Genomic DNA, 25,702 nt, shown 5'->3' with positions numbered 1-25,702 from the left:
AGCAGAAATGAATAGTATCCCTGTAATGGAACTGCATAGCTCCACAGAAAAAATGATGACAACTACACAAACCACCTGCCCATATTGTGGGGTGGGGTGTGGGGTAATAGCAACTGTTGAAGAAACGGCTTTAGGGCAAAAAGTCTCTGTGGTGGGTGATGCTCAGCATCCATCTAATTTTGGAAAATTGTGCATTAAAGGCAGTAATTTAGCCGACACGGTAGGTTTAGAAACGCGCGTCTTACATCCCATGTTAGGGCGTAAACCGCAACGTGAGGTAAGTTCATGGGATACCGCAACAGATTTAATCACCAACAAATTTCAACATTATATCGATCAATATGGGCCTGAAAGTATTGCTTTTTATGTCTCAGGTCAACTGCTGACTGAAGACTATTATGTGGTCAATAAATTTGTTAAAGGCTACTTGGGTACGGCCAATATCGACACCAATTCACGGTTGTGTATGTCTTCAGCCGTTGCTGCGCATAAACGTGCTTTTGGGGAAGACTTAGTTCCAGCCAGTTATAGTGATTTTGAACACACTGATATGGTGGTTTTAGTCGGTTCAAATACAGCTTGGTGTCATCCTGTGCTGTATCAACGCATCATGAAAGCCAAAGAGGAGCGAGATATTTTTGTCGTCGTGATTGACCCGCGTTTTACTGCCACCTGTGAGGCGGCTGATTTACACTTACCGATTTTACCGGGTCAAGATGTCGCGCTGTTCAATGGTTTATTACAGTATTTAGCAACCAATCATTATACCGATACCGATTTTATTGCAAAGCATACTCAAGGCTTAGAACAAGCGCTGGCAAGCAGTGCTTCTGAAGCATCAATAGCGAGTGTAAGCGAACGGACGGGGATTTCTGTTGAAAAATTAGCACTCTTTTTTGAAAAATTTGCTCAAACAGAAAAAGTGATGAGCTTATTTTCAATGGGGGTGAATCAGTCTTCACGTGGGGTAGACAAAGCCAATAGTATTACCAATTGTCATTTGCTGACTGGCAAAATTGGAAAATTGGGTGCTGCACCTTTTTCCATGACGGGCCAGCCGAATGCAATGGGCGGACGTGAAGTGGGTGGACTTGCCAATATGCTGGCTGCGCATATGGACTTGGATAACCCACAACATCAACAATTGGTTCAGCAGTTTTGGCACAGTCCAACGATTGCCAAGCAAGTGGGTTTAAAGGCTGTCGACCTTTTTGAAGCAGTTGAAAGCGGTAAAATTAAAGCCATTTGGATTATGGCGACCAATCCTGTGGTGAGTTTACCCAATGCCGATCAGGTGAAACGTGCACTAGAGAAATGTGAGTTTGTGGTGGTGTCAGACATTTGTCTAGATACAGATACCACGCAATATGCCGATGTGTTATTGCCTGCATTGGGTTGGGGTGAAAAAGACGGCACGGTGACCAATTCTGAACGCCGTATTTCCAGACAGCGTGCTTTTTTAGACATTCCAGAACAAGCACAAGCGGATTGGTGGTCAGTTTCACAAGTGGCGAAAAAATTAGGGTTTCAGGGTTTTGACTTTGAAAGTAGTCATGACATTTTCAAAGAACATGCCCAGCTCTCAGCTTATCAAAATGCAGAAATTGCTTTACGTTCATCGACTGAAACATTCCGCTATTTCAATTTGGCAGGTCTGACGAATCTTTCATTTGATGACTACCAAGAGCTTGAACCGACGCAATGGCCTGTGCTCGTACCTTTGAAAAATGGCAAAACCAAACCAAACACTTTTGCTCAATTATTTAAAGATGGTCAGTTTAGTCATCCAGATGGTAAAGCCAAGTTTATTGCAACAACAGCAGTTGGTGCAGTGAATCCAATTAGCAGTGAGTATCCATTGGTGCTGAATACAGGACGCATCCGCGATCAATGGCATACCATGACACGTACAGGTTTATCAGCCAATTTAAGTACACATAAAGCAGAACCCTATTGTGAAATTCACCCAAATGATGCCTTGAAATATGGTTTGAAAGATGGGGAACTGGTAGAGATCAAATCGGCTTGGGGAAATTGCGTACTGCGTGCCACGGTCAGTGACAATATCCGCCGTGGACAGATTTTTGCACCGATTCACTGGAGTGATCAATTCGCATCAGATGCACGGATTGGTAAAGTGGTGAATCCTGTGGTGGATGCGATTTCGGGAGAACCTGAGTTCAAACATACCCCTGTGATGATTCATCCGTTTTATACGCAATGGCAGGGCGTATTTTATGTCAGAACGGGCTTTGAACATTTGGTACAACAAAGTATTGAACAAAGCATTTGGTGGACCAAAATCAAAACGTCCAAAGCTATTCGTTATGAGCTGGCAGACCGTCGACGTTTTACGGAAACGACGGAACAGCTCAAAGCTTTATTGCCTTTTGATGACGAAAGTTTTGAATGGCTCAATGTAGAAGATCAAACTGCCCATATCAGTCATAGTGTGGTGTTACAAGATGGACACCTCATTGCAAGTCTGTATATTGCGCCTAAAGCCTTATTGCCAGATCGAGACTGGGTGGCAAGTCTGTTTAAGCGCGAACGCTTAAGTGCTATGCATAGGAAAGCTTTATTGGCAGGGCAAGCGATGTCAATGACTAATAGCGATGGCCCACTGGTCTGTAGCTGTTTTAAAGTTGGGAAAAATCGTATTATCGATGTCATTAAAGAAAAAAATATCACCCATGAAAAACAAGTCACTGCATGCTTAAAGGCAGGAGGCAATTGCGGTTCTTGCTTACCTGAAATTCGAGGTCTGATCAAAGCGTGTCAAACGGAGGATGTAGAATGAAAAGAAAAATATTCAAACCCGTGAGTTACCCAGAAACTGAAGTTGTTATTTTGGCGGGTGGTCAGGCGCGCCGTATGAATGGCATCAATAAACTCTTGCAAAAATTTGATGATGAAATTCAACTTATCAAAATTCATCAGCAGTTAAAGTCACGTGCAACCAAGGTATGGGTCAACAGCCATCGTGATCATTCCATTTATGAGCGGTTGATTCCGTCGATTGGCTTTTTTGAAGATGAGGCAACAGGCTTTCAAGGGCCCTTGATGGGGATGAAAAGTGCATGGACATATGTGCAATCAGACTATGTGCTGTTCGTACCCTGTGATGTAACTTTTATTCCGAAAAAAGTGTTTTCGCGGTTACATCAAGCGATGCAACAAGATCCGAACTGTGGTGTCGTTGTTGTAGAAATCAATGACCGTGCACTGTATCCGTTTTGTTTGTTAAAACGGAGCAGTTTGCCGACATTGATTCAGCACCTTGAGCAAAATCAGCGCAGTTTAAGGCAGTGTTTTGCAGATTTGCACCCACAGGTGGCACGATTTAAAAATCATGCACTGTTTTTTCACAGTATTAACTCGTTGGATGAATTACAACAGCATCGGCAACTCAATTTTTTATAAATATCTCAGATACGGAGAATGAGAGTGTGTGTTGAGAGCAAAAGATGTTGCCATAAACCGATTTGACTGTTTAAATAAAAATCTATAAAAGAACCAAATAAGTATTCGTGTTTATATTAAATTTATTATAAAACAAAAATTTAGAATATATTTATGGGAGTCGTTATTTTATTTAGATTATAAACGTATGTAGCAGTGATCACTCATTACGGCGGTGAACTGAAAATACTCAAAATGTAAAAAGTGCACAAAGTTGGAACAGTTATTGCAATTTATACTTTAGAAAATAGGGCGTGAAATATGAACTGCACCGACACCGCTCAAAGGACGCATAGGTAAGACAGATGAACAGCATGACCCATGTATCCGCAGTTAAAGTATTCCAAGATCAGTTTGGACGTGAAAAGCGCAAACTACGAATCTCGGTGACGGATCGTTGTAATTTTAAATGCGTCTATTGCATGCCCGAACATCCCGAATGGATGAAAAAGCACGACTTGCTCAGCTTTGAAGATCTTTATCATTTTTGCAAATTGATGGTGCAGCATGGCATTGAGCAAATTCGTATCACGGGGGGTGAACCGTTGATGCGCCAAGGTGTGGTGCATTTTATCGAACAGTTACAAAGCCTAAAAAAGCAGGGGCTGAAGCGTATTTCCATGACCACCAATGGTCATTATTTAAAACAATATGCCGTTGCTTTAAAGCAAGTAGGGTTAGATGATTTAAATATTAGTCTAGACAGTCTAGATGCCGAGCAATTTCAACACCTCACAAAAAAACAATTACATACAGTGCTGGAAGGCATTCAGGCTGCACAACAGCTTGGTTTTAACATCAAAATCAATACCGTGCTGATGAAAGGTATCAATGACGATCAAATTGTTCCTTTGGTGCAGTGGGCAAAGCAGCAAAAGGTAGAACTGCGTTTTATTGAGTTTATGCCTTTGGATGGCGATCAAAATTGGTCTCAAGCCGATGTCGTCACTGAACAAGAGATTTTGTCCCAACTCAGCTCGCAATTTACGGTGCAAGTGCTTGAAGGACAAGGCGCCAATCCAGCGCGTAGTTATCGGGTAGATGGTGAGAAGGTTGGGATTATCTCCACCATTAGCAACTCGTTTTGTGGGGAGTGTGATCGACTGCGGTTGAATGCACAGGGTGAGTTTTATAATTGTCTTTTTGCCAAGCAAGGTTTAAATTTAAAGTCAGACATTCAGCAACTTGCCCAACTCAATCAGCACGAATCCTTTGTTTTAGAAAGTAAACTTTCAACTTATGTTTGGCATAAAGAGCAAGGTTTTCATGCCATTCAAAAACAGCAGTTGCATCAGCCTGTGCGAAAAATCAGTATGCATATGATTGGAGGTTAGGATGACTCAGGAATTAGACAACGTGATTAGAGTAAAGATCGAAGCTTTTGGTGCGATTGAACGGCAGTTACCGCCCAATTTAACGCTGCAATGTGAGCCTGATTCATCGGTTGCAGCGGTATTAAAGGATGTCGTTGCTCAGTACCCAGCTGTACATGGGTTACTAGAGCGCTGTGCCTGTGCAATCGGTGAAGACATTATTCCAAGGCAGACCATTTTAAGTCGAGATTGTACTTTGGTGTTGTTGTCCCCTGTGGCAGGAGGTTGATATGGAATTAAAACAATTTCCACGGATTCAAACAGTGACTTTTAGCCAAAATGACTTTGATGGCATTCAGCATTTTCCTGAGTGTGGTGGCATTGGCATATTCATTGGTACAGTGCGGAATCACCATCAAGGCAAAGCTGTAAAAGCGTTAAAATATACCGCTTATCCACCAGTCGCTGAAAAAATGATTCGTCAAATTGAACAAGAAATCCAATTAAAATATGGCGTGTCTTATGTTCGAGTGGTGCATCGTATTGGTGCTTTAGATATTGGTGATACTGCCATTATTGCAATGGCTTACGCTGCGCACCGCCGTGAAGCCTTTCAAGCCTGTGAGGAAGCGGTAGAACGGGTAAAACATGAAGTTCCTGTGTGGAAAGAGGAGTTTTATGTGGATGGCACCAGTCAGTATGTCGAGGGCTGTTGTATTCGAACAGATCATGAAGCGCCAAAACCTCATAGCCATGAGCATTGCGAGCATGTACATGTTCATCCCTAGTAAATGCATCATGCAATGCCAATATTTACCAATAATCCCTTTAAGACCTGAATGAAGAAAATTTAGTATCAGTTGCGTATGAATGAAAAGTGGCGAGATAATTGAAAGAAAAATCTTCTGAAAACTTTATGAAAAATAATGCTTAGGTTAAGATGATCCATTCTTATATTTGAAGTCTTTTGAATCGCTATGCAACCATTTGTTCTATATAACTCAGAGCAACGCAAAAAAGTAGAATTCGTACCTCGTGTTGAGGGACATATTGATATGTATGTCTGCGGTATGACGGTGTATGACTACTGTCATATTGGACATGCGCGCGTGATGGTTGCATTTGACTATATTATTCGCTTCCTGCGTAGCCAAGGTTGGAGCGTGAAATATGTACGTAACATTACCGACATTGACGACAAAATCATTAAACGTGCCAATGAAAATGGCGAGTCGATTACGCAGCTGACAGACCGCTTTATTCAAGCGATGAATGAAGATGCTGAAAATCTAGGCTGTTTACATCCAGACGAAGCACCGCGTGCAACGGACTATATTGATCAAATGCAAAGCATGATTGGTAATCTGGTTGAAAAGGGTACAGCTTATCCATCTGCCAATGGTGATGTGTATTTCCAAGTGGAAAAATTCGCCAAGTATGGTCGTCTTTCGGGTCGTAAACTGGAAGATATGCAGGTGGGTGCATCTGAACGTGTCGATGTTGAAGTTGAGAAAAAACATCCCTTTGACTTTGTACTTTGGAAACATGCCAAAGAAAATGAACCTGCATGGGCTTCGCCGTGGGGCAAAGGTCGTCCGGGCTGGCATATTGAATGTTCTGCGATGTCGACTTGCTGCCTAGGGAACCATTTTGACATTCATGGTGGTGGTTCAGACTTGATGTTCCCGCACCATGAAAATGAAATTGCACAGTCTGAGGCTTCAACTGGCGAGCAGTATGTCAACTACTGGATGCATGTCGGTTTCATCAACGTTGATGGCGAGAAAATGTCGAAGTCATTGGGCAATTTCTTTACCATTCGTGATGTGATGGATAAGTTCCATCCTGAAGTGATTCGCTACTTCATTGTTTCATCACACTATCGTAGCCCTGTGAACTTCTCTGATGTTGCCTTAAAAGAAGCAAAAACAGCACTGTCACGTTTCTATCATTCATTCAAAGCTTATCAACAAGCCTATGGTGATACGCAAGTCGATACCTTAGATGAAACATTGCTTGAGCGTTTCAATAGTGCCATGCGTGATGACTTCAATACCGCTGAAGCCATTGCGGTATTGTTTGAAGTGAACAAAGAATTGAACCGTGCCGTGAAAGAGCTACAAGCGGAACAAGCGGCGATTTACTATGCAACTTTGCGTCATTTAACCAATATTTTAGGTTTGGTTCAGCACAATGTTGAAGAGTTCCTGAAGTCTGATATTGGGCAAGAGGCTTTGGCTTTGTCTGAAGAGCAAATTGAATATTTGATTCAACAACGTCAAGATGCGAAAAAAGCTAAAGAGTTTGCCAAAGCAGATGAAATCCGTCAGTCCTTGTTGGATCAGGGCGTTGTTTTGGAAGACACCCGTCAAGGGACAATTTGGCGTCGTGCTGATTAATTCAGCAATTGCATTATAGAGTGTTGACAGTTTGATGAAACTCTCTATAATGCACATCCATATTGCGGGAATAGCTCAGTTGGTAGAGCACAACCTTGCCAAGGTTGGGGTCGCGAGTTCGAGTCTCGTTTCCCGCTCCAAAATTTAAAAAGCCTCAAGTTCAACTTGGGGTTTTTTTATACCTGTAATTTGAGTGTATTGAAAATAATTCATTTAAATGTGAAATTATCTCGGCATTTCAGCCCATAATTTTGACAAAAATATGCTTAAATTATTCATCTTCATTTGTGAATAAAATTGTGTTTCTTCAACCCCATAGCACTGTAGTACCGACCGAAGCTCGAGACTATCCTGAATGGCATTTGGGACGAGAACGCTATGCACTTTGGTATATTGAAGTGGATGATCCTGTTTTGATCAGCTATTTAACAAAGCTTCGTGAGCAGTTCTCAGATTTGCTTTATCAACCAAATCAACGGCAGTTTCATATCACTTTATTTGTTGCAGGTTTTTGGGTAGAACAGGCAACACAGTCGGATGACTTTAGTCGAGTGCAACTGAATCAGCAGCTTGAACGCCTTAAAAATTTAAAACTAGAATCTTTTCAGTTACAAATGGGTGAATTAAATAGTTTTGAAAGTGCCTTATTTTTAAAAGTGGCTGATACTGAAGGCTTTTTGGATCAAATTAGAAAAACATTGCTGCATACCTCGCAGGAAGTTGCGGCATTAAGTTATTGCCCACATATTACATTAGGTCTATACCGTGAAGCGGTGAGTAGTGATCATGTATTGGCACGGATGGCTGAAATTGAAGCTATCAACTCTAGCTTAAATGTCTCAAAGCTCACGTTTGGTTTTTATCAGGCCCATGTCCTACAAGGGCCATTGTTTTCACATACACAGATTGAGTTGGGGAATGCACAATGCAGCTGATTTTAGGTGGTGCACGTTCGGGGAAAAGCCGCTTGGCGGAGCAGATTGCACAACAGTTGGCGCAGCCTGTGGTTTATGTGGCAACTGCACAAGCCTTGGATGGAGAAATGCAAGCGCGTATTCAACACCATCAGCAACAACGACCCGAAGATTGGGGGCTGTGTGAAGAACCCATTTATCTTGCCGAACAGTTGGTCAAATTAGATCGCCCAAACCAAACCATTTTGGTCGATTGCCTGACCTTATGGATGAGTAATTTACTGATGCATACTGACCCAGATTTACAAGTTCAGGAATGTCAGAAGTTGTTAGATGTAGTCGGAAATTTACAGTCCGAGCTGATTTTAGTGAGTAATGAAACAGGCTTAGGTGTGGTTCCAATGGGACAAATCAGCCGACGCTTTGTCGATGAAACAGGGCGATTGCATCAGCAGTTAGGTCAAATCGCTCATAAAGTGGTGTTCTGCGTGGCAGGATTTCCAATGATTTTAAAAGGAGAACAAGTGTGAGTTGGTGGTTAGCAGCATGTCAAAGTCCGAGTGAGTCTGTATTGGCTCAAGCCCTAGCACGCCAGTCACAGTTGACCAAACCGACAGGCTCGTTGTCGGAGCTTGAATCGGCTGCAGTGACTTTAGCCAGTTTGCAAAACACTGTAAAACCCAAGATTGACCGCCCATGGATTACGATTTTTGCAGGTGATCATGGGGTGATGGAAGAAAATATTTCTGCCTATCCACAAGCGGTGACGCGTCAAATGTTGCAGAACTTCGCAACTGGCGGGGCGTGTATTAGTGTGATTGCCAAAGAGTATCAAGCCAAGTTACAAGTCATCGACTGTGGTTCAGTCGGTGAAGCGTATGAGTATGTCGGGGTTGAACGCCATTGTATCCGCGCGGGAACGGCTAACTTTGCTCGAACTCAAGCCATGACTGAAGCTGAATGTGAAGCAGCTTTTTCTTTGGGACAAAAAAGTGTGGAAGATGCCATCGCTTATGGGGCAGATCTCTATGTCGCGGGTGAGATGGGGATTGGAAATACCTGTTCAGCCTCAGCCGTGGCTTGTTTTTTATTGGCTGAACCCGCTGAAAAGCTCACGGGTGTTGGAACAGGTATCCGTGCAGAACAATTGATACATAAAAAACAGGTGATTGACCAAGCACTTTCACTGCATACCCAATATGTCGGGAACGATCCGTTTAAAGCCTTATGTGCAGTGGGTGGACTTGAAATTGCAGCCATGACAGCTGCGTATATTCACTGTGCGCAATTAGGTCTACCGATGGTGGTGGATGGGTTTATCAGTACTGTTTCTGCATTGCTCGCAGTACGTTTAAATCCAGACGTTCGTGCTTGGATGCTCTTTGGACATCAGTCGGCTGAATATGGTCATGTACGTTTGTTAGAAGAACTTAAAGCGATGCCTTTATTGAAGCTGAATCTGCGTTTAGGTGAAGGCAGTGGAGCAGGGGCCGCACTGGGGTTGATCAAGCTAGCCTGTCGCTTACATAATGAAATGGCGACATTTGCTGAAGCTGCCGTGATTGGTGAGAAAGTTTAAGGATGTTGTATTTAGATTTCCTACGTCACGGCGAAACCAACTTAAGCCATACTCTACGGGGTAGAACGGATGATGCTTTGACTGCGAAGGGTTGGATGCAAATGCAGTCTACTATCGCTCAGGCTGAGCAGGTTAGACCGGCGTGGGATGTCATTTATAGCTCACCATTACAGCGCTGCCGTTTGTTTGCAGAGCAATGGGCGGGGCAAAAACAGCTTCCTTTATTTATAGAACCGAATTTGCAAGAAATGGATTTTGGGGAATGGGAGGCTCATTCGACTGAGCGACTCTATCAACTCTACCCAGATGAATTGGCTCAATTTTGGCAAACACCGTTAAGCTTTACCCCGCCTCAGGCGGAAAGTTTAATGGCATTTAAAAGCCGCGTTGTCGAATCTATACAGATCTTGACTCAGCAAATGCATAAGCAGGGTTGGCAACGGGCGTTGATTATTTCCCATGGCGGCGTAATCAAATTATTAAAATGCCAAGGGCTGAGACAGCATGATAATGATCTTTTAAAAATGTCAGCAGAGTTAGGGCAGTTGAACTGCTTTGTATTCGATCAAGGGCAGCTTCAGTTTATTCAAAGTGAGGATGTGTAATGACACCTTTTTGGATTGCACTGCAGTTTTTAACGACCTTTCCAGTTCGTTTAAGCACGATGCCAACGCCTCAGCAAAATGCGCAAGCACTGTTATTTTATCCTGTGGTGGGCTTGCTCATAGGAGCCATTCTGTATGGGATCGCCCTGTTATTGCATGCTTTGCCACTTGTGCTGTTAAGCAGTGTGATTCTGGTGTTATGGATTTGGCTGACAGGTGGTTTGCATCTGGATGGTTTAGCCGACACTGCCGATGCTTGGGTCGGTGGTTTTGGCGATAAAGCACGCACACTTGAGATCATGAAAGATCCGAGTTGTGGGCCGATAGGTGTACTCAGTCTTGTCATTGTCTGTATATTAAAATGGTCGGCATTGTATGTGTTATTACAAAAACAGCTGTATACAGCACTGATCCTCTTTCCTATGTTAGGGCGTCTCGTGCCGCTATTTTTCTTTTTAAGCACAGACTATGTGCGTGCTAAAGGACTCGGCAGCCAGTTGGGCCAACATTTAGCACGACCGATGGCAGTGGCAATTTTACTGTTGATGCCTTTAGTGGCTTTGTATTGGGCATGGGTTGGTGTTGTAGTGATTGCCACTTTTTATCTGGTATTGTGGTATTTGCGGTATAAATTTATACAGCGTATTGGCGGTGTGACGGGAGATACCATTGGTGCCAGTATTGAAATAATTGAATTAGCGACACTCTTTAGTTTTGTGGTGGCTACTTTTTATTTCACTTAAGTTACGAAGTAAATGAGAGCCTCTTAGTGTGAAGGTTGTGAAGTCATACGTGGCCGAAAGAAAAAATAATAAAAAGATAGCGAGCTATATGCACTTGAAACAAAGGTCTTCCATCATCAGCAAAACACATTTGTAGATATGTTGTGAAAATCCAAAGATTTCCGCGCTAGTTGTCTACAGAGATATGATAAAATTGCGAAAATTATTTTTTATGTGCTGACGTTTCATTTCGTCACACGGTTCAGGTAAAACAACGTTGAATTCTGAAAATATGTCAAATCCCATTGATTTCCAAAAAGTTGCTTTAGAAACACTAGAGATAGAGCGTCAGGCACTCTCGGTACTTGCTAAGCAAATCGATGATCGTTTTAGCCGTGCTTGTGAAATTATCTTAAAGTGCAAAGGTCGCTTAGTCATTACTGGTATGGGTAAATCAGGGCATATTGGCCGAAAAATGGCAGCCACCTTTGCCTCTACAGGTACGCCATCATTCTTTATGCACCCAGGTGAAGCGGGGCATGGTGATTTGGGGATGTTGGTTGCAGGTGATGTGCTGATTGCGATTTCAAACTCGGGCAAGAGTGATGAAATCATGATGCTGATGCCTTTGATTAAGTATTTAGGTGTGCCTTTAATTACCATCAGTGGTGATGAGCGTGGGCCGATGCCACAGAATGCTGATGTGGCGCTGACATTGGGTAATATCCAAGAAGCTTGTCCATTAGGTCTAGCACCAACATCGAGTACAACGGCGACTTTAGCTTTGGGTGATGCATTGGCTGTTGCACTGTTAGATGCACGCGGGTTTACTTCCGATGACTTTGCACGCTCGCATCCTGCGGGTGCTTTGGGTAAACGCTTGTTATTACATGTGAAGCATTTAATGCACACTGGGGACGAACTACCGAAAGTGTCTCCAGATACAGCAATGAACAAAGTTCTGTACGAAATCTCTAACAAACGCCTAGGTTTAACCACAATTGTGGATGACAATGATCATCTATTGGGGATTTTTACTGATGGTGACTTACGCCGTTTGATTGATAAACAGCAAGGTTTTGATGTGAACTTGGCGGTGTCTGATGTGATGATTAAGAGCCCGCTGACGATTTCACCTGAAGCGCGTGCTGTTGAAGCATTAGAGCGAATGAATGAAAAGAAAATTAACCAATTTGTCGTTGTTGATGAGAGCAATAAAGTCATTGGTGTTTTGAGTATGCATGACCTGATTCAAGCTGGGGTAAATTAAAAATGGCTTCTTATATTTTGTTAGAACAAGCGCGTTATGTAGAAGCTCTAGTTTTGGATGTTGATGGTATTTTAAGTGATGGTTTTGTGACTTTGACCAACTCGGGGGACGAAATCAAATCTTTCGATATCCGTGATGGCTTAGGTATGAAACTGGTTCAGCAAGCTGGTGTGAAAGTGATTATTATCACAGGACGTAAAAGTCAGATCGTAGAAAAACGGATGTCTGATTTGGGCGTGGACCTTGTTTATCAAGGCCGTGAAGACAAAGGTGTTGCACTGCGCGAGGCTTGTGCAAAATTTGGTATTTCACCTGAAGATTGTTTATACATGGGTGATGACTGGCCTGACCTATCTGCATTTGCCATTGCAGGCATGAAAGTGACCGTGCCAAATGGTCATTTAGAAGTACGTCGTCGTGCCGATTTGGTAACTCAAGCGATGGGTGGGCGTGGCGCGGTACGTGAAATCTGCGATATGATTTTACAAGCCAAAGGTGTATACGAAACTTTACTTGAAAAGTACACCGCAGTCCCGCATTAATCTGTATGCATGCATGAGAGTTTAGTTAACATTTATGGATACTAAAGTTTTATATATCACTGCTGTAGCCATTGCGGCTATCAGTAGTGGTTATTACTATTACAGTGGAAAAGGGCAAAAGCTCGAGGTCGATGGTGCGCAAAGCATGACCTATTCTGCTGAGCAGATCCAACTGACTCAAACAGATGAGCAGGGTCATTTATACGTCCGTGCAAAAGTAGATCGTCTTGAGCAGGACATGCAAAAGAAGACCTCTAAGTTAGAAAACTTAAATGCTGAGATGTATAAAGATGGAAAAGTGGATGCAACTTTCTATGCCAAGCAAGCCAATGGCATCAACGACAACGAAAAAGTCGTTCTGACAAACCAAGTGGTTGCAAAGAAAATGTTGGATCAAGGTCAGATGCAGTTTGAGACAGCAGAACTGACTGCGTTTCCACAGACGCGTGAACTTGAATCTCAGCATCAAGTGGTTGTTACGACACCACAAGCAGAATTTGTTAGTCAGGGCTTAAAAGCGAATTTAAATACGGGTCAATATGACTTTTTCCATATTCGAGGGAAGTATGAACCATAATCCAAAATTTTCTATTTCGAAAACTTTCCTCAAGCAAACACTTGCACTGAGTTTAGGTGTGGCTGTTTCAACTTTTGCTTTGGCATTGCCAAGTGACCGTAGTAAAGCGATTTCGTTGGTGGCAGATCGTGCAACTTTTAATGAAAAAACGGGTGTTACGACGTACACAGGCAATGTCATCATTGAACAGGGTACGATGAAACTACAAGCAGATTCGATTGTTGCCAATTTAAATCAAACCCGTCAAATTAGCACCATTACGGCCAATGGTAAGCCTGCACGTTTCCAACAACAAGTTAGTACCAACAAAGGTATTGCCAAAGGTCAGGCGCAAAAAATTATTTATAATGCAGAAACAGGCATTATTACCTTATCGGGCAGTGCACTTCTAGAACAAGATGGTGCCAGTATTCGCGGTAATACATTGCGTTATAGTATGAATAAAGGTGATATCGAAGCGATTGGTACACCAAATAACAGTGGTTCGTCGAGTGGTCGTGTTAAGATTGTGATCCCACCTTCAGGTTCTCAATCCTTCCCAGGAGCGCGTGACTAATGGAGCAAACTCTCAATCAGCCACAAACCCTATGTATTAAGCATCTCGCGAAAAACTACAGTAAGCGTTGGGTAGTGAAAGATGTATCTTTTAGCATGCAAAGCGGACAAATCGTAGGTTTACTGGGCCCTAATGGTGCTGGGAAAACCACCAGTTTCTATATGGTGGTTGGACTGGTGCGTATGGACAAAGGTGAAATTCATCTTGATGACCTAGATATGTCTGATTTGGCCATGCATGAACGTGCACGTAAAGGCATTGGTTACTTACCTCAAGAAGCCTCAATTTTTAGAAAACTCACTATTTCTGAAAATATTATGTCGATTTTGGAAACGCGCAAAGATCTAAATAAAGAACAACGTAAACAGCGTCTGCATGAATTATTAGCCGATTTCAAAATTAGCCATATTAAAGATTCATTGGGTATGAGTGTGTCTGGTGGTGAACGTCGTCGTGCTGAAATTGCACGTGCGTTGGCAGCCGATCCAAAATTTATGTTGCTCGATGAACCTTTTGCTGGGGTTGACCCAATTTCAGTGGGTGACATTAAAGATATTATTCGTACCCTAAAAGACCGTGGTATTGGCGTTCTTATTACGGATCATAACGTTCGTGAGACTTTGGCGATTTGTGAACGTGCTTATATCGTGAGTGAGGGTGCGGTGATTGCTGAAGGTTCTCCAGATGAAATCTTAGCCAATGAAACCGTACGTCAAGTTTACCTTGGTGATGACTTCACTGTGTAAGCATTTTCTGCGTCAATGAAAATAATTGGCGCAGATTTCCCTCTCATATTTTTAATCCATCGCTTTGTATTGAATTAAGAATAGGGCATTCCTTTATATTCAAACCGCGCGCCCTGCCATCCTTTTGAAATCGCTTTTTCAGCATGCTTCACAGTATGCATATCTTTTTATTTCGTATTGGCTTAATGCGAAAAGCCATTTTCATACGATAGCTGATTGAAAATACGTTATAATTTTTTGTGAATTTTTTTAAAATTACGCTATGCCATTTACCATCTCTAGTTTAGTGAGCTATGAAGAAGACATTAAAAAAAGTCGTTTTCAAGCTTTTGCTGTGCCTGTAGAAAATGAACAAGCCGTTAAAGATTTTCTAGAGCAATATAAAGATATCAGTACCACGCATCAGTGCTGGGCATGGAAAATTGGTCATAATGTTCGTTTTAATGATGACGGTGAACCTTCAGGTACTGCAGGTCGTCCTATTTTAGCGACCATTGAAGGAAATGAACTGACCAATGTTTTGGTTTTGGTCAATCGTTGGTATGGTGGTGTCAAGTTAGGCACAGGCGGGCTGGTACGTGCTTATGGTGGAACTGCAGGGCAGTGTTTACTATTGGCTGAAAAAATAGAGCTCATTGAGAAGAAAAAAGTGCATTTTGCCTGCCAATTTAATGAATGGGCGATTTTCCAGTATGAGCTGAATAGCCAGCAGATTGAATTTAATGAGCAATATACTGCGGATGGCGTGCTTGTAGAGGCATTATTACAAGTGCATCAGATTGAAGCGCTCGCTCTTAAAATACAAGATGTGACCCGTGGACGTGAAGCCTTAAAAATTGTGGATGACCATCATGACTGATCCCTTATTAAAATATCGTGAGCAGCATAAGCATCGCTTAAACTATATGCCCTGGTTGTATTGGTCGCTCAAGCCTAAAAACCGTGTGTGGGCTGAAGTATGGCAGCAAGAATACCAAGCTTATCTAATGGAAATGGAAACCGTTGAAATTGGTCAAAACTGTTTTATTTCTCCATTGGCACACATTTTTGCAGAGCCTGGTCGCAAAATTGTCATTGGGGACAACACTTTTATTGCTGCCGATTGTACTTTGCATGGGCCTCTAGAGATTGGCAGCGAAGTCGCGATCAACCACCATTGTATTTTAGATGGTGGTCGTGTGGGGATTAAGTTACATGATCAAGTGCGTATTGCAGCCTATTGTCACTTATATGCCTTTGATCATGGCATGGCGCTCAGTGATCCGATTTATCAACAACCTGTGCGTTCACAAGGGATAGAAATTGGTCGGGATGTTTGGTTGGGTGCACATGTGGGCGTGAAAGATGGGGTGAAAATTGGTGCACATGCTGTAGTGGGGATGAATAGCATGGTGACTAAAGATATCGCCGAGCAATCGATTGTTGCTGGAAATCCTGCACAGTTTATCCGTTTACGTGATTAAGATATCAAAGAATATTGAACATTTATCAATACTTAATTACATAAAAACCTGCCATCAAAAAAAAAGATATGCTAAGTTTAGAACAACAATGAGACCTTATACCAAATGCGGTGTAATGAGAGGCGATAATGAAACGAGTCATTGCATGTATTGATTCTTCCCCTTGTATCAATGCTCTAGCAGAAGCTGCGGCATGGATTGCAAAACAGACGGGGCGGGAATTGGTCCTTTTACAAGTTTTGGATTATTATCCTGCAAGTTATCACTTAGGTGAAATTAGCGGGGTAATTGGATTTGAAAGCAATGCAATGTTGCTTAAAGAGCTGGCTGAATTAGAGCAAAAACAAAGTGAACTTGCGCTCAGTTATAGCAATAATTTGCTCGATCATATTTCTAAACTCATTCTCGAAACGCATGGCCTACATACAACGCATATTCAAGAAAAGGGTGACTTTCTAGAGCAAAGTTTTAACTTATTGCATGAAGATGACATTGTGGTGATTGGCCGTGTGGGTGAGAAATCGGCTGAACGCAATAAACCATTGGGCAGTAATGTTGAAAACTTTATCCGTGGTGCAAACTGTACCGTCATGACGGTAGGTGATAGCTTTAAGCCACCTACGCGCTTTATCTTTGCCTACGAGTATTCACCGACGTGTGTGAAGATGATGAAGCGGATTGCGCAAAGTGATCTACTGCGCCTCTTACAATGCCATTTGGTCTATGTCGGGGACCACCCTGAAATTTTAAGAGAGCCTGAACAGTATCTGAAAGATGCGAATTTGGATGTGATTACAGAATATCGTTATGGCGACGTGGCTGAAAATATTCTGGAATACCAAAATGAGCATGGCATACAACTGATTGTGCTTGGTGCGTTCAGCCACAGTAAAATTCATCAGTTCTTCTTGGGCAGCATTGCAACCACCATTTTTAGGAATGCCAAAGTTCCCTTACTGGTCGCCCGTTAATTTAGAGTGAATTCTCTAAATTGGAACTGTTTTATCCATAGTTATCCGCATTAATTGTGGATAACTATATGGACAGTAAATGTAAGTTTATAATTTATATAAGCTTAAATTAATCGATTGTTTTTTAATCTAAATTTTGACTTATTTTACAATGGCTAAGGCAAATCCATCATGTCCTTTGCTACCGACAGTTTGAAGTGCGGTGCAAGACAAAATTTTCGGATGGCTTTGCATCGCTTTGAACATATCTCGAATCCCTTCAATACTTGGTTTGTGATTTTCAGGATTGATAATATCGCCTGCACGAATCACGTTATCAAGGAAAATCAAAGTACCTGAATGAGATAGGTTCAGGCTTAATTCCAAATACTCTGGGTAGCTTTGTTTATCGGCATCAATAAAAATAAAGTCGAAAGGTTCAATGTCTGCAGGCAGTGATTTAAGGATATCTGCTGCACGTCCACATTTGAGTTCAATGGTTTGTTTAAGCTGAGCTTTGTCGATATTTTCTTGGCCCATCGCGGCATGCGTATCACGTCCTTCAATCGTTAAAATATAACCATCTTCAGGTAAGGCACGCGCTAACCACATGGTGCTATACGCAGCAAAAGTGCCGAGTTCTAGCACACGTTTACACTGATTCATTTGAATCAACATCTGTAAAAGCATACCTTGGTTCGGTGCAACAGCTAAGTGATCTGGAAAACCATGCTTCTCTGTATTTTCTAAAGTTTGCAGTAGAATGGGATCTTCAGGAATTAAATGTGCATCGATATAGTTATCAATCTCTGTCCACATTTGTTGCATAGCATGTTCACCTTGGTTGCGATGTGGAGCATTTTAAACTTTTATTTTCAGAGTGCAATTTTTCCGACCATATTTGTTGAAATCAATGCTCAAAAAAAGAGGTCATATTGACCTCTTTTAATTTTTAAAAACTAGTAACTACACATCGAAGAATTGCGACTGAGGTCTGGGCCCCATGTACGATATCCTTGGGTATCAATGTGAATCTGACCAGAAGCATATAAACCTAAGCCCATGTTCAAGCTCTGACCATGCTGGGTCCAAAATTGGCATAGACGATATTTTGTATTTTCAATATAAGCATAATCTTCGGGTTGTGGGTTTTCAGACCCAATTCGAAAATCGATGGCAGAATTGAATAAGTGGCGTGACGAGTTTGCACCGCCAGCACATTGGTTTAAAGGCAGATCTCGATAAACTGAAGTGACTTCAAAATCGGTCAGTACTTTGGCTGCAACTAAGTATTTAAAAACTTTTAAGGTCGCAATTTGGTTTTTCCAAAGTTCACGGTTTGGAATCATGTACTGTGAACGACCACATTTTTGCCAATCACGCGCTGTTCTGAGCAGTTCAAAGCTTGGGATGATATTTCCCACACCATTGCGTTCAAGAAAAACTTCATACTCACGTACGCGTGCTAGCGTGTCACCGACAGACATCCATGAATTGTAGTTATAAGGAATAATTTTAGGTGGAGCAGGGCGGTCAAAACTAATTTTCTCTTGCGGGATAAAAATGCGTTTTCCATCAGGAGTTGTGATGGTCTGTCCTTTGTGGGATGAAGTCGTACAGCCAATCATCACCAAGGGGATTATGCTAACCGCAAATAATCCCTTTAAAAATTTCTTCATTATAGAAATCAAATATTTAAAAAATACGCCTATTATTTTAATCCAAATTTGTGAGGAAAAATTGGAAATATTGCAATCAAATGTGTGTTTTAGGTATAAAAAAAGATCAGCTTATGCTGATCTTTTTGTGGCTTACTTTTCTAAGTATTGTAACTTATCTGCTTTACCATTCCATTCTTCACGGTCAGCAGGTTGGTCACCAATCTGGGTGATGTTTGGCCAAGTTTGTGATAACTCAGCATTTAGTTCAATAAATACTTCTTGACCTTCTGGCAGTTCATCTTCAGAGAAAATTGCATTTGCTGGACATTCAGGTTCACAAAGTGCGCAATCGATACATTCATCCGGATTGATCACTAGAAAGTTTGGACCTTCATAGAAACAGTCTACTGGACAAACTTCTACGCAGTCTTGATATTTACATTTAATACAATTTTCAGTGACAACAAAGGTCATGGCGAAGGCTACCTAAAAATATGGTTCTAATAACTAATGTGTATTTTAGGCAAAAACAGCACCAACTAACAATTGCTTTTATTGATATTTGTTATTTATATGCGTGAAATAAGACTATGTTTATGATTTTTATTAGAATGTGTATTGATTTTAAAGGGGTTTTTATGGGAGAAATCGAGCTTTAAGAAATTATAGAAAACAATAACTTAAATAATAGTTTTTTAGGTGCAACTTATGTCACATCTGCAAATGGTAAAGAGATTCCAATATCAAAATCATTCCATGTAATTTTTGATCTGAATGCATAGAACTTAGTCATTTATGAGTTGGTATTACTAATCCATTGGTGAACTGATTGTCCTGTATAAAAATTAAGTATGATTGAGTTTCTTGCTGTTAAATTTGATAAAAACTGAATATTCTGCTGAAAACCGCTTTTAACAATAAAAGAGACCGTCATTTTGACGGTCTAAATGGGTTACAAAAATAGAAAACTACTATGAATGTAACTGATCTTTTAATGCATAAAGCTGCTGTAAAGCTTCACGTGGGCTTAAGTTATCGACATCAATGCTCTTGAGTAGTTCAAGTGCGGCAGAAGGTTTCTCAATTTCGACCACACGTTCAATGATTTCAAGTTTAGGTGTTTCTATCGCGGCAAACAAATCATTTTGAACGACTTTAGGTTTTTGCAGTTGTTGCTTCTCTAAAATTTTCAGACGATTTTGTGCTTCTTTGATCACACTGGCAGGAATACCCGCCAATTTTGCTACCTGTAAGCCGTGACTTTGGCTCGCTGGCCCATGTTGGACTTTATGTAACAAAATGAGGTTGCCGTTGAGTTCTTTTGCGGTGACATGGTAGTTATCAATAGCAGTTTCTTTGGCCAGTTCGGTCAGTTCAAAGTAGTGTGTGGCAAATAAACATAAGCATTTAATGCGTTTGGTTAAGTCAAGTACGCAAGCCCATGCCAAGGATAAACCATCATAGGTACTGGTGCCACGACCAACTTCATCCATCAAAACCAGTGACTGATTGGTTGCATGATGTAGGATTTGCGAGGTCTCGGTCATTTCCACCATAAAGGTCGATTTGCCTGTAGATAGGTCATCTGCAGAACCAATACGGGTAAAGATTCGATCAATAGGGCCTAAGACTGCTGATTGGGCTGGTACATATGAGCCACAATAGGCCAATAGGCTAATTAAAGCCGTTTGACGCATAAAGGTTGATTTACCACCCATGTTAGGGCCAGTAATAATGGCCATGCGGTGGTTGAAATCAAGTGTCGTGTCATTCGGTGTAAATGTAGCCTTATTCAAAGCCTCAACCACTGGATGACGTCCCGCAATAATTTTAACCCCAATTTCTGGACTATACTCAGGACGTGACCAATTGCGTAAGCGAGCCTGATGTGCAAAGTTGGCTAAGAGGTCGATTTGCGCAATAGCGCTACTCATCATTTGTAAATGACCAATGTCGGCGCGGAGTTCATCTAAAAGCATTTCGAACAGCATTTTTTCGCGAGCTAATGCACGGGATTCACTTGAAAGCACTTTGTCTTCAAAGCTTTTCAGCTCAGGCGTGATATAACGCTCAGCATTTTTCAAGGTTTGACGTCGAATGTAGTGATCAGGCGCTTGCTCGGCTTGCGCACGGGTCAGTTCAATGTAGTACCCGCTGACACGGTTATAACCAATTTTTAAGGTCGAAATTCCAGTATTTTGACGTTCTTGAATTTCAAGGTCGATCAAGTACTGTCCTGCATGATCGCGGATTTTACGGAGTTCATCGAGTTCATGATCGAAGCCTTCGGCTATTACATTTCCATCCCGTAAAAGCACAGGTGGATGTTCAACGATGGCAGACATTAAACGTTGATGTAAGCCATGGAAATCACCCAATTCCTCATTCAATTGGGTAATGAGTGCAGACTGTTTGCTTTGGATCACGGGCTGAATAGCATGGCGCAAATAAGGCACTTGCGCACAGGCTTGACGCAGCTGTACCAAATCGCGTGGACGGGCACTGCCTAAAGCCACACGGCTGAGAACACGTTCAATGTCTCCAATCTCTTTTAATACTAAACGGACTGGTGATTCATGGTAACCATCCACAAGACTCTTGGTGGCATCTAAACGTGCATCTAGCAGCTTTGTATCGCGTAAGGGCTGCATCAGTGTACGACTAAGTAAACGTCCACCCATTGCAGTTTGACAGTCATTGATGAGTTGAAATAATGACGTGCCATGTTCAAACAGAGGCTCAACCAGCTCTAAGTTTCTACGTGTCACAGGATCAAGCGCAATGAAATCACTGCTTTGTTCAAGCTGAATAGAGCGAATATGTGGTAAGGCAGTCTTTTGCGTTTCTTTGGCATAATGAATCAGGGATGCTGCTGCTGCTTTGGCAAGCGGTAAATGGTCAATACCGAAACCAGCTAAAGTCGATACAGCAAACTGATCGCATAAAGTTTTTTGTGCATTGTTTAAATTAAAGTCGACATTTGGACGGCGTGTTACAGGGCAGTCGAGCAGTTTTTTAATGTGTTCAATGATGTTGGGGTCGACAATATTTTCATCGACCAAAATTTCACTTGGCATGAGGCGAGACAGTTCAATACCCAGTTGCTCAAGTTGAAACTCTTGTTGTTGAACTTTGAATAAACCTGCACTTAAATCTAACAATGCAATACCAATTTCATTTTGTTGTACGCAAAGCGCCACAAGGTTTGAACTTTGATGTGCCGTCAGTAAGGCATCGTCAGTCAGCGTACCTGGTGTAATAATCCGGACAACGCCACGTTCAACAGGGGCCTTACCTGTAACTTCACCAATTTGCTCGCAAATAACGACGGTTTCGCCTTTTTTCACCAAGCGAGCAAGGTAGCCTTCAGCTGCATGGTAAGGAACACCTGCCATAGGGATGGGTTCACCATTGGCTTTGCCACGATGGGTCAAGGTAATTCCGAGAAGTTTAGCGGCCTTGTGTGCATCTTCAAAAAATAGCTCGTAGAAGTCACCCATACGATAGAACATCAAAGAGTGCGGATGTTGCATTTTGACGCCCATGTACTGTTGCATCATGGGAGTGAGGGTGGACAAATCAGTGATGATTCCCGAATTGCTCATGTAGATGAAATCCTTAAATCTTTGAAAATGCACAATATAAAAATAGACCGAGCGACACCGCTTACCGTGTGTATTTATGCGCTATGAACAGCTATTGTATGAATGGCAATATCTTAGCAAAATTGAAAACGACTAAACAATAAATCATCTATAAAGCGAACAGTTGTTAAACAGCCAAGTGATTATTGTTGTAGGCGTTAGGTGTAAAGCAAAAATAAAAAGCCTAAACATCTGTTTAGGCTTTTAAAGATTTAAGGCTTATACAGACCAAGTTCAGTCAGGTGCAACCGCAGGATACGACGTAACTCAAGAACAGCTTCAGGCGTTTCTTGAATAGAATGCCCACCTTTAATAATCTTCTCCGACAATGCACCATCCAGATGGGCACTCGTATAAGGTACAACATCGTCTGTAATGATATTGAGGTCATTACTTTTGGTCGCATTCCCCATGATGCTGTGGGATTTCATGCCTTTGTATGGAACGACATTTTTAGTTAACCGAGTGAAGTTAGAGTTCTTGCTGAGATCACTTGGCCCATTTTGAATGAGTCCATTATCGACATCTTTAATGAAGGCTTGTAGGTCAGGGTCACTACTTTGTATAACATCGGTCAGTGCTCCCAAAAACGCACCAGGTAGACGAATGACTTTACGTGCTGCAAGGGTAAACCAGCGGTCAGCAAACTCTGTCCCACGATGTGGGGCTGCTAAGAAAATGGCCCGACTGAAGTTTGGAATTGGTTGAATGTCGAGGCGTGATTTAAATAGAGGGTCATTTTTAAATTGTTGCGCACGTCGATTGGGTAGCAGTTTCATTGCCGCAGGGGTTAAGTCAGCATCGCTCACCAAAAGCCGCGCAATAATACCGCCCATACTATGACCCACTAGCACGGCATCCTTTTTGGCAGGCGCTTTGCTATCGACCAAATTAAAACTTTGTTGAATGATTGCATAGATTTGGAAACGACTTTCCAAAATTGGCATATTGGTCGAGTAGAACACTTGCCAGACTTGATAGTGTTCACGTAGCACGGGATCGCCCATGACATCATTCGTCAGACGAATCCAGGCCTCTGGGCTGCTGGCTAGTCCGTGAACGAGTACCACCACTTTTTTATTTGGGTTGTACGGCTCAAGCATGTATAGGTGCGGCATGGTGAGACGTGCGTCACGATCAATCAGTGATAAATACGCGGCTTTGCCTAAGTTGTTCTGTGCTAACCATAAGCCATAAGGTGCAGAAAAGTTCGCAGCAAGAGGATAGCTTTTGCCTGCAATTTTCGCAGATTCAAACTTATAGGGATCATAAGCTGAGATTTCAAACTCAGGGTTGTTTAAGATCTCATCGATACTGGATGCAGAGCGTGGCTGTGCGGTAATGGTTGCCGCCAAATAACGAGCATTGTGAATGTTGGGATTACGACCATTGGTATACTGATAATGTAGTGGATCGACAATATATTTGGCTTTTTCGGGTGAGGTGTCATTGTGCTCAGGTGGGAGGACAATCAGAAACTCTGAACCAAAACCATCGCGACGTGTGATAGAGCGCAGGCCTGAAAAGTTCATATTGTAAGTTGACATTAGTTGTTCAACTTGACGGTTTTTTAAAAGTGGGTAGTTATCGTAATTTATGCGGTAAATACTTTGTCCCACTTTGATTTGATTGCCGACTTCTGCTGGTCCATGGCGTAGTCCATAACTATGTACAAGTTTAGCGATAGCTTGGTTATAAAAGTCACGGAGTTGGACTTGTCGGTTATCAAAAATACGATCTTGGGGGCCACGTTTGGTGTTAAACATGTATGCATAACTGTAGCGAATACTTTTATCCAACATGCCGAGTTGTTGATCTAGGCAGCTTTGGTAGTTTTGTTTTTGTAGCGCTTTTTTTTCTTCAGACTGGGTCTTGGCTAAAATACTCACTTTACAGGCTGATGATTTTTCTAAGGAAAGTGCTTTAGCGAGATAGAGTTCGCTGGCAGTAGAGAGGAGCTGTTCATCTTGAATTTGTGGAATTTGTTTGAGTTCGCTGACACATTCTTCAGGTTGCTCTGAACAGATTTTTGCTTCTCGGCCTGTCATAGACAGCACGTTTAGACTCGCTTCACTGAGCTTATCCCGCGTTAAAATACTCTCACGCTCATTGGTAATCGTGACGTTCAGTGATTGATTTTTCACACTGACCACTTGGCAACCACTCAAAAGCGAAACGAGAGTGGTCATCATCAAGGTGCTACGGATGTATTTAGGCATAAAAAGCGTCGACTACCGTTTATTCTTTTGAATTTTTTAAATCATACGATAATTCTCGGATTTATCAATTCGCCTAAAATAAAAATAGACCGAAAATTCGGTCTATTTTTAGATGCATCATAAATGATGGGATTATTTTGCAGTATTTAGAACTTGCCAAACATTCCAACGACCTTGTTTTTCTATTTCACTAATCAAGCGATCCGCAACTTCAGCTTCTTGTGGATATTTCAATTTGTAGTTTTTCAAGGTTTGCACCGCATTTTTCTTTTGTTCCATCGCGATGTAGTTATTTGCTGTCGCTAAATAGGCTTCTTGAACACCAGCTTTCATTGCTTTATCGAGGTATGGCATTGCTTCACGTTGACCACCACCTTCAGACAAAGCAAAACCGAACCAGAAGTTTGCTTCAGGGTCTTCTTGGTTTATTTTTAAAATACGTTGTGCATAAGCCAAAGACTTGGTGGTATAGACTGAACCAAGGTCTAAATTACGTGCCATAACGCTGGCTTTGAATGCACGGACCAGTACGTCAAATGAAGCATTGTCTTTCGATGCTAACGTATCAAGCTGTTGTGTCACTTCTTTTAGTTTTAACTCAAAACCTTTACGTTCTTGGCGTTCTGTAAAACGTGGTGGGTAGTGACGGGCTTTGCCTTCAACCAACTGTAAGAAGTCATCAATTTCAGTAATGTCGACTTCATTGTCACCCGCCAGTACGGCAAACTTCAACTGACGGTCTTTGCTGTTTACGGTTGGAATAATCAGTTTATTGGTGTCTAAAACCAGTTTTTTAGATGGATCGTCAGAGCGAGTCACTTCCATTTTAGTTACGGGTTGAGCTGCTGCTTTTTTTAAGTTAATTTCAAATGGAGGTGGCGCATCATAATTAAATGGATTGAGTGCATAAAATGGTGCAGTTAATTCAGGCTCTGTAAAAACGATGGTATCACTATTGTTCTTCGTTGGGTTTGAGCTACACGCTGTTAAAAACGAGACAGCAAGAACAGCAACCGCTAAGGGTTTAAGCATCATAAGGTTCATCCATTCATTATTTTAAGAAGTGGTATAAAAGGCATG

At 41.9% G+C, this 25,702-nt stretch carries 25 protein-coding genes and 1 tRNA gene; 20 read left to right on the top strand and 6 right to left on the bottom strand.

Features of this window, described 5'->3' with window-relative positions; genetic code table 11:
• Positions 1-7 precede the first annotated feature (7 nt).
• The 20 genes from MF4640_RS08080 (at position 8) to MF4640_RS07985 (ending at position 17,119) form a co-directional block, all read left to right on the top strand.
• Positions 8-2,800 carry a nitrate reductase gene (locus MF4640_RS08080; protein ID WP_078389225.1) on the top strand — a complete coding sequence of 931 codons (2,793 nt, stop codon included), beginning with the start codon at positions 8-10 and terminating at the stop codon, positions 2,798-2,800.
• On the top strand, positions 2,797-3,423 hold the full coding sequence (locus MF4640_RS08075; RefSeq protein WP_078389224.1) for a molybdenum cofactor guanylyltransferase: 627 nt from the start codon (positions 2,797-2,799) through the stop codon (positions 3,421-3,423). The genes MF4640_RS08080 and MF4640_RS08075 overlap by 4 nt, the downstream gene beginning before the upstream one ends.
• A 344-nt stretch (positions 3,424-3,767) precedes the next feature.
• On the top strand, positions 3,768-4,796 hold the full coding sequence (moaA, locus tag MF4640_RS08070) for a GTP 3',8-cyclase MoaA (RefSeq protein ID WP_078389223.1): 1,029 nt from the start codon (positions 3,768-3,770) through the stop codon (positions 4,794-4,796).
• 1 nt (position 4,797) lies between these two features.
• Complete coding sequence (locus MF4640_RS08065; protein WP_078389222.1) at positions 4,798-5,064, top strand: MoaD/ThiS family protein; 267 nt, start codon at positions 4,798-4,800, stop codon at positions 5,062-5,064.
• Position 5,065: 1 nt separating this feature from the next.
• Positions 5,066-5,563, top strand: a complete 498-nt coding sequence (locus MF4640_RS08060; protein ID WP_078389221.1) for a molybdenum cofactor biosynthesis protein MoaE — start codon at positions 5,066-5,068, stop codon at positions 5,561-5,563.
• A 189-nt stretch (positions 5,564-5,752) separates the two neighbouring features.
• Entirely contained in the window at positions 5,753-7,174 is a 1,422-nt protein-coding gene (gene cysS, locus MF4640_RS08055) for a cysteine--tRNA ligase (protein WP_078389220.1), read from the top strand.
• Positions 7,175-7,238: 64 nt separating this feature from the next.
• Positions 7,239-7,314: transfer RNA gene (locus MF4640_RS08050), tRNA-Gly, on the top strand.
• 147 nt (positions 7,315-7,461) lie between these two features.
• The gene (locus MF4640_RS08045; RefSeq protein WP_078389219.1) at positions 7,462-8,109 is read left to right on the top strand and encodes a 2'-5' RNA ligase family protein; all 648 of its coding nucleotides are present in this window, start codon (positions 7,462-7,464) and stop codon (positions 8,107-8,109) included.
• Positions 8,100-8,618 (top strand): bifunctional adenosylcobinamide kinase/adenosylcobinamide-phosphate guanylyltransferase, encoded by a 519-nt coding sequence (gene cobU, locus MF4640_RS08040; protein ID WP_078389218.1) that lies wholly within the window; start codon positions 8,100-8,102, stop codon positions 8,616-8,618. The genes MF4640_RS08045 and cobU overlap by 10 nt, the downstream gene beginning before the upstream one ends.
• The gene (gene cobT, locus MF4640_RS08035) at positions 8,615-9,667 is read left to right on the top strand and encodes a nicotinate-nucleotide--dimethylbenzimidazole phosphoribosyltransferase (protein ID WP_078389217.1); all 1,053 of its coding nucleotides are present in this window, start codon (positions 8,615-8,617) and stop codon (positions 9,665-9,667) included. The genes cobU and cobT overlap by 4 nt, the downstream gene beginning before the upstream one ends.
• Before the next feature lie 2 nt (positions 9,668-9,669).
• Positions 9,670-10,272 carry a histidine phosphatase family protein gene (locus tag MF4640_RS08030; RefSeq protein WP_078389216.1) on the top strand — a complete coding sequence of 201 codons (603 nt, stop codon included), beginning with the start codon at positions 9,670-9,672 and terminating at the stop codon, positions 10,270-10,272.
• Positions 10,272-11,015, top strand: a complete 744-nt coding sequence (locus tag MF4640_RS08025) for an adenosylcobinamide-GDP ribazoletransferase (protein ID WP_078389215.1) — start codon at positions 10,272-10,274, stop codon at positions 11,013-11,015. The genes MF4640_RS08030 and MF4640_RS08025 overlap by 1 nt, the downstream gene beginning before the upstream one ends.
• A gap of 271 nt (positions 11,016-11,286) precedes the next feature.
• Positions 11,287-12,264, top strand: a complete 978-nt coding sequence (locus MF4640_RS08020; protein WP_004982125.1) for a KpsF/GutQ family sugar-phosphate isomerase — start codon at positions 11,287-11,289, stop codon at positions 12,262-12,264.
• 2 nt (positions 12,265-12,266) lie between these two features.
• Positions 12,267-12,806: a KdsC family phosphatase gene (locus tag MF4640_RS08015; RefSeq protein ID WP_004982122.1), complete on the top strand. Its 540-nt coding sequence runs from the start codon at positions 12,267-12,269 to the stop codon at positions 12,804-12,806.
• A gap of 34 nt (positions 12,807-12,840) precedes the next feature.
• Entirely contained in the window at positions 12,841-13,383 is a 543-nt protein-coding gene (gene lptC, locus MF4640_RS08010; RefSeq protein WP_078389214.1) for an LPS export ABC transporter periplasmic protein LptC, read from the top strand.
• Positions 13,373-13,939 (top strand): lipopolysaccharide transport periplasmic protein LptA, encoded by a 567-nt coding sequence (gene lptA / locus MF4640_RS08005; protein WP_078389213.1) that lies wholly within the window; start codon positions 13,373-13,375, stop codon positions 13,937-13,939. The genes lptC and lptA overlap by 11 nt, the downstream gene beginning before the upstream one ends.
• Positions 13,939-14,685 carry an LPS export ABC transporter ATP-binding protein gene (lptB, locus tag MF4640_RS08000; protein ID WP_004696348.1) on the top strand — a complete coding sequence of 249 codons (747 nt, stop codon included), beginning with the start codon at positions 13,939-13,941 and terminating at the stop codon, positions 14,683-14,685. Before lptA ends, lptB begins: the two co-directional genes overlap by 1 nt.
• A gap of 262 nt (positions 14,686-14,947) precedes the next feature.
• Positions 14,948-15,544: an IMPACT family protein gene (locus MF4640_RS07995; RefSeq protein WP_078389212.1), complete on the top strand. Its 597-nt coding sequence runs from the start codon at positions 14,948-14,950 to the stop codon at positions 15,542-15,544.
• Positions 15,537-16,148: an acyltransferase gene (locus MF4640_RS07990; RefSeq protein ID WP_062033549.1), complete on the top strand. Its 612-nt coding sequence runs from the start codon at positions 15,537-15,539 to the stop codon at positions 16,146-16,148. The genes MF4640_RS07995 and MF4640_RS07990 overlap by 8 nt, the downstream gene beginning before the upstream one ends.
• A gap of 128 nt (positions 16,149-16,276) precedes the next feature.
• Positions 16,277-17,119, top strand: a complete 843-nt coding sequence (locus MF4640_RS07985) for a universal stress protein (RefSeq protein ID WP_004696353.1) — start codon at positions 16,277-16,279, stop codon at positions 17,117-17,119.
• A gap of 141 nt (positions 17,120-17,260) precedes the next feature.
• Here MF4640_RS07985 and MF4640_RS07980 read toward each other — a convergent pair whose 3' ends face one another.
• The 6 genes from MF4640_RS07980 to MF4640_RS07955 all read right to left on the bottom strand — a co-directional run bounded on the left by MF4640_RS07980 (position 17,261) and on the right by MF4640_RS07955 (position 25,657).
• Positions 17,261-17,926, bottom strand: a complete 666-nt coding sequence (locus MF4640_RS07980; protein WP_078389211.1) for an O-methyltransferase — start codon at positions 17,924-17,926, stop codon at positions 17,261-17,263.
• A gap of 131 nt (positions 17,927-18,057) precedes the next feature.
• The gene (locus MF4640_RS07975; protein WP_005400653.1) at positions 18,058-18,777 is read right to left on the bottom strand and encodes a D-Ala-D-Ala carboxypeptidase family metallohydrolase; all 720 of its coding nucleotides are present in this window, start codon (positions 18,775-18,777) and stop codon (positions 18,058-18,060) included.
• A 132-nt stretch (positions 18,778-18,909) separates the two neighbouring features.
• Positions 18,910-19,233 (bottom strand): ferredoxin FdxA, encoded by a 324-nt coding sequence (fdxA, locus tag MF4640_RS07970; protein ID WP_004696359.1) that lies wholly within the window; start codon positions 19,231-19,233, stop codon positions 18,910-18,912.
• 497 nt (positions 19,234-19,730) lie between these two features.
• Positions 19,731-22,364 carry a DNA mismatch repair protein MutS gene (gene mutS / locus MF4640_RS07965; protein WP_078389210.1) on the bottom strand — a complete coding sequence of 878 codons (2,634 nt, stop codon included), beginning with the start codon at positions 22,362-22,364 and terminating at the stop codon, positions 19,731-19,733.
• Between the two features lie 251 nt (positions 22,365-22,615).
• The gene (locus MF4640_RS07960; RefSeq protein WP_078389209.1) at positions 22,616-24,622 is read right to left on the bottom strand and encodes an esterase/lipase family protein; all 2,007 of its coding nucleotides are present in this window, start codon (positions 24,620-24,622) and stop codon (positions 22,616-22,618) included.
• A 132-nt stretch (positions 24,623-24,754) separates the two neighbouring features.
• Positions 24,755-25,657, bottom strand: coding sequence for an ABUW_2363 family tetratricopeptide repeat lipoprotein (locus MF4640_RS07955; protein ID WP_078389208.1), 903 nt, complete (start codon positions 25,655-25,657; stop codon positions 24,755-24,757).
• Positions 25,658-25,702 lie beyond the last annotated feature (45 nt).

Source organism: Acinetobacter sp. MF4640 (assembly GCF_002018895.1).
Taxonomy (GTDB): Bacteria; Pseudomonadota; Gammaproteobacteria; order Pseudomonadales; family Moraxellaceae; genus Acinetobacter; species Acinetobacter johnsonii.
This window is presented reverse-complemented; position numbering and strand designations above follow the sequence as displayed.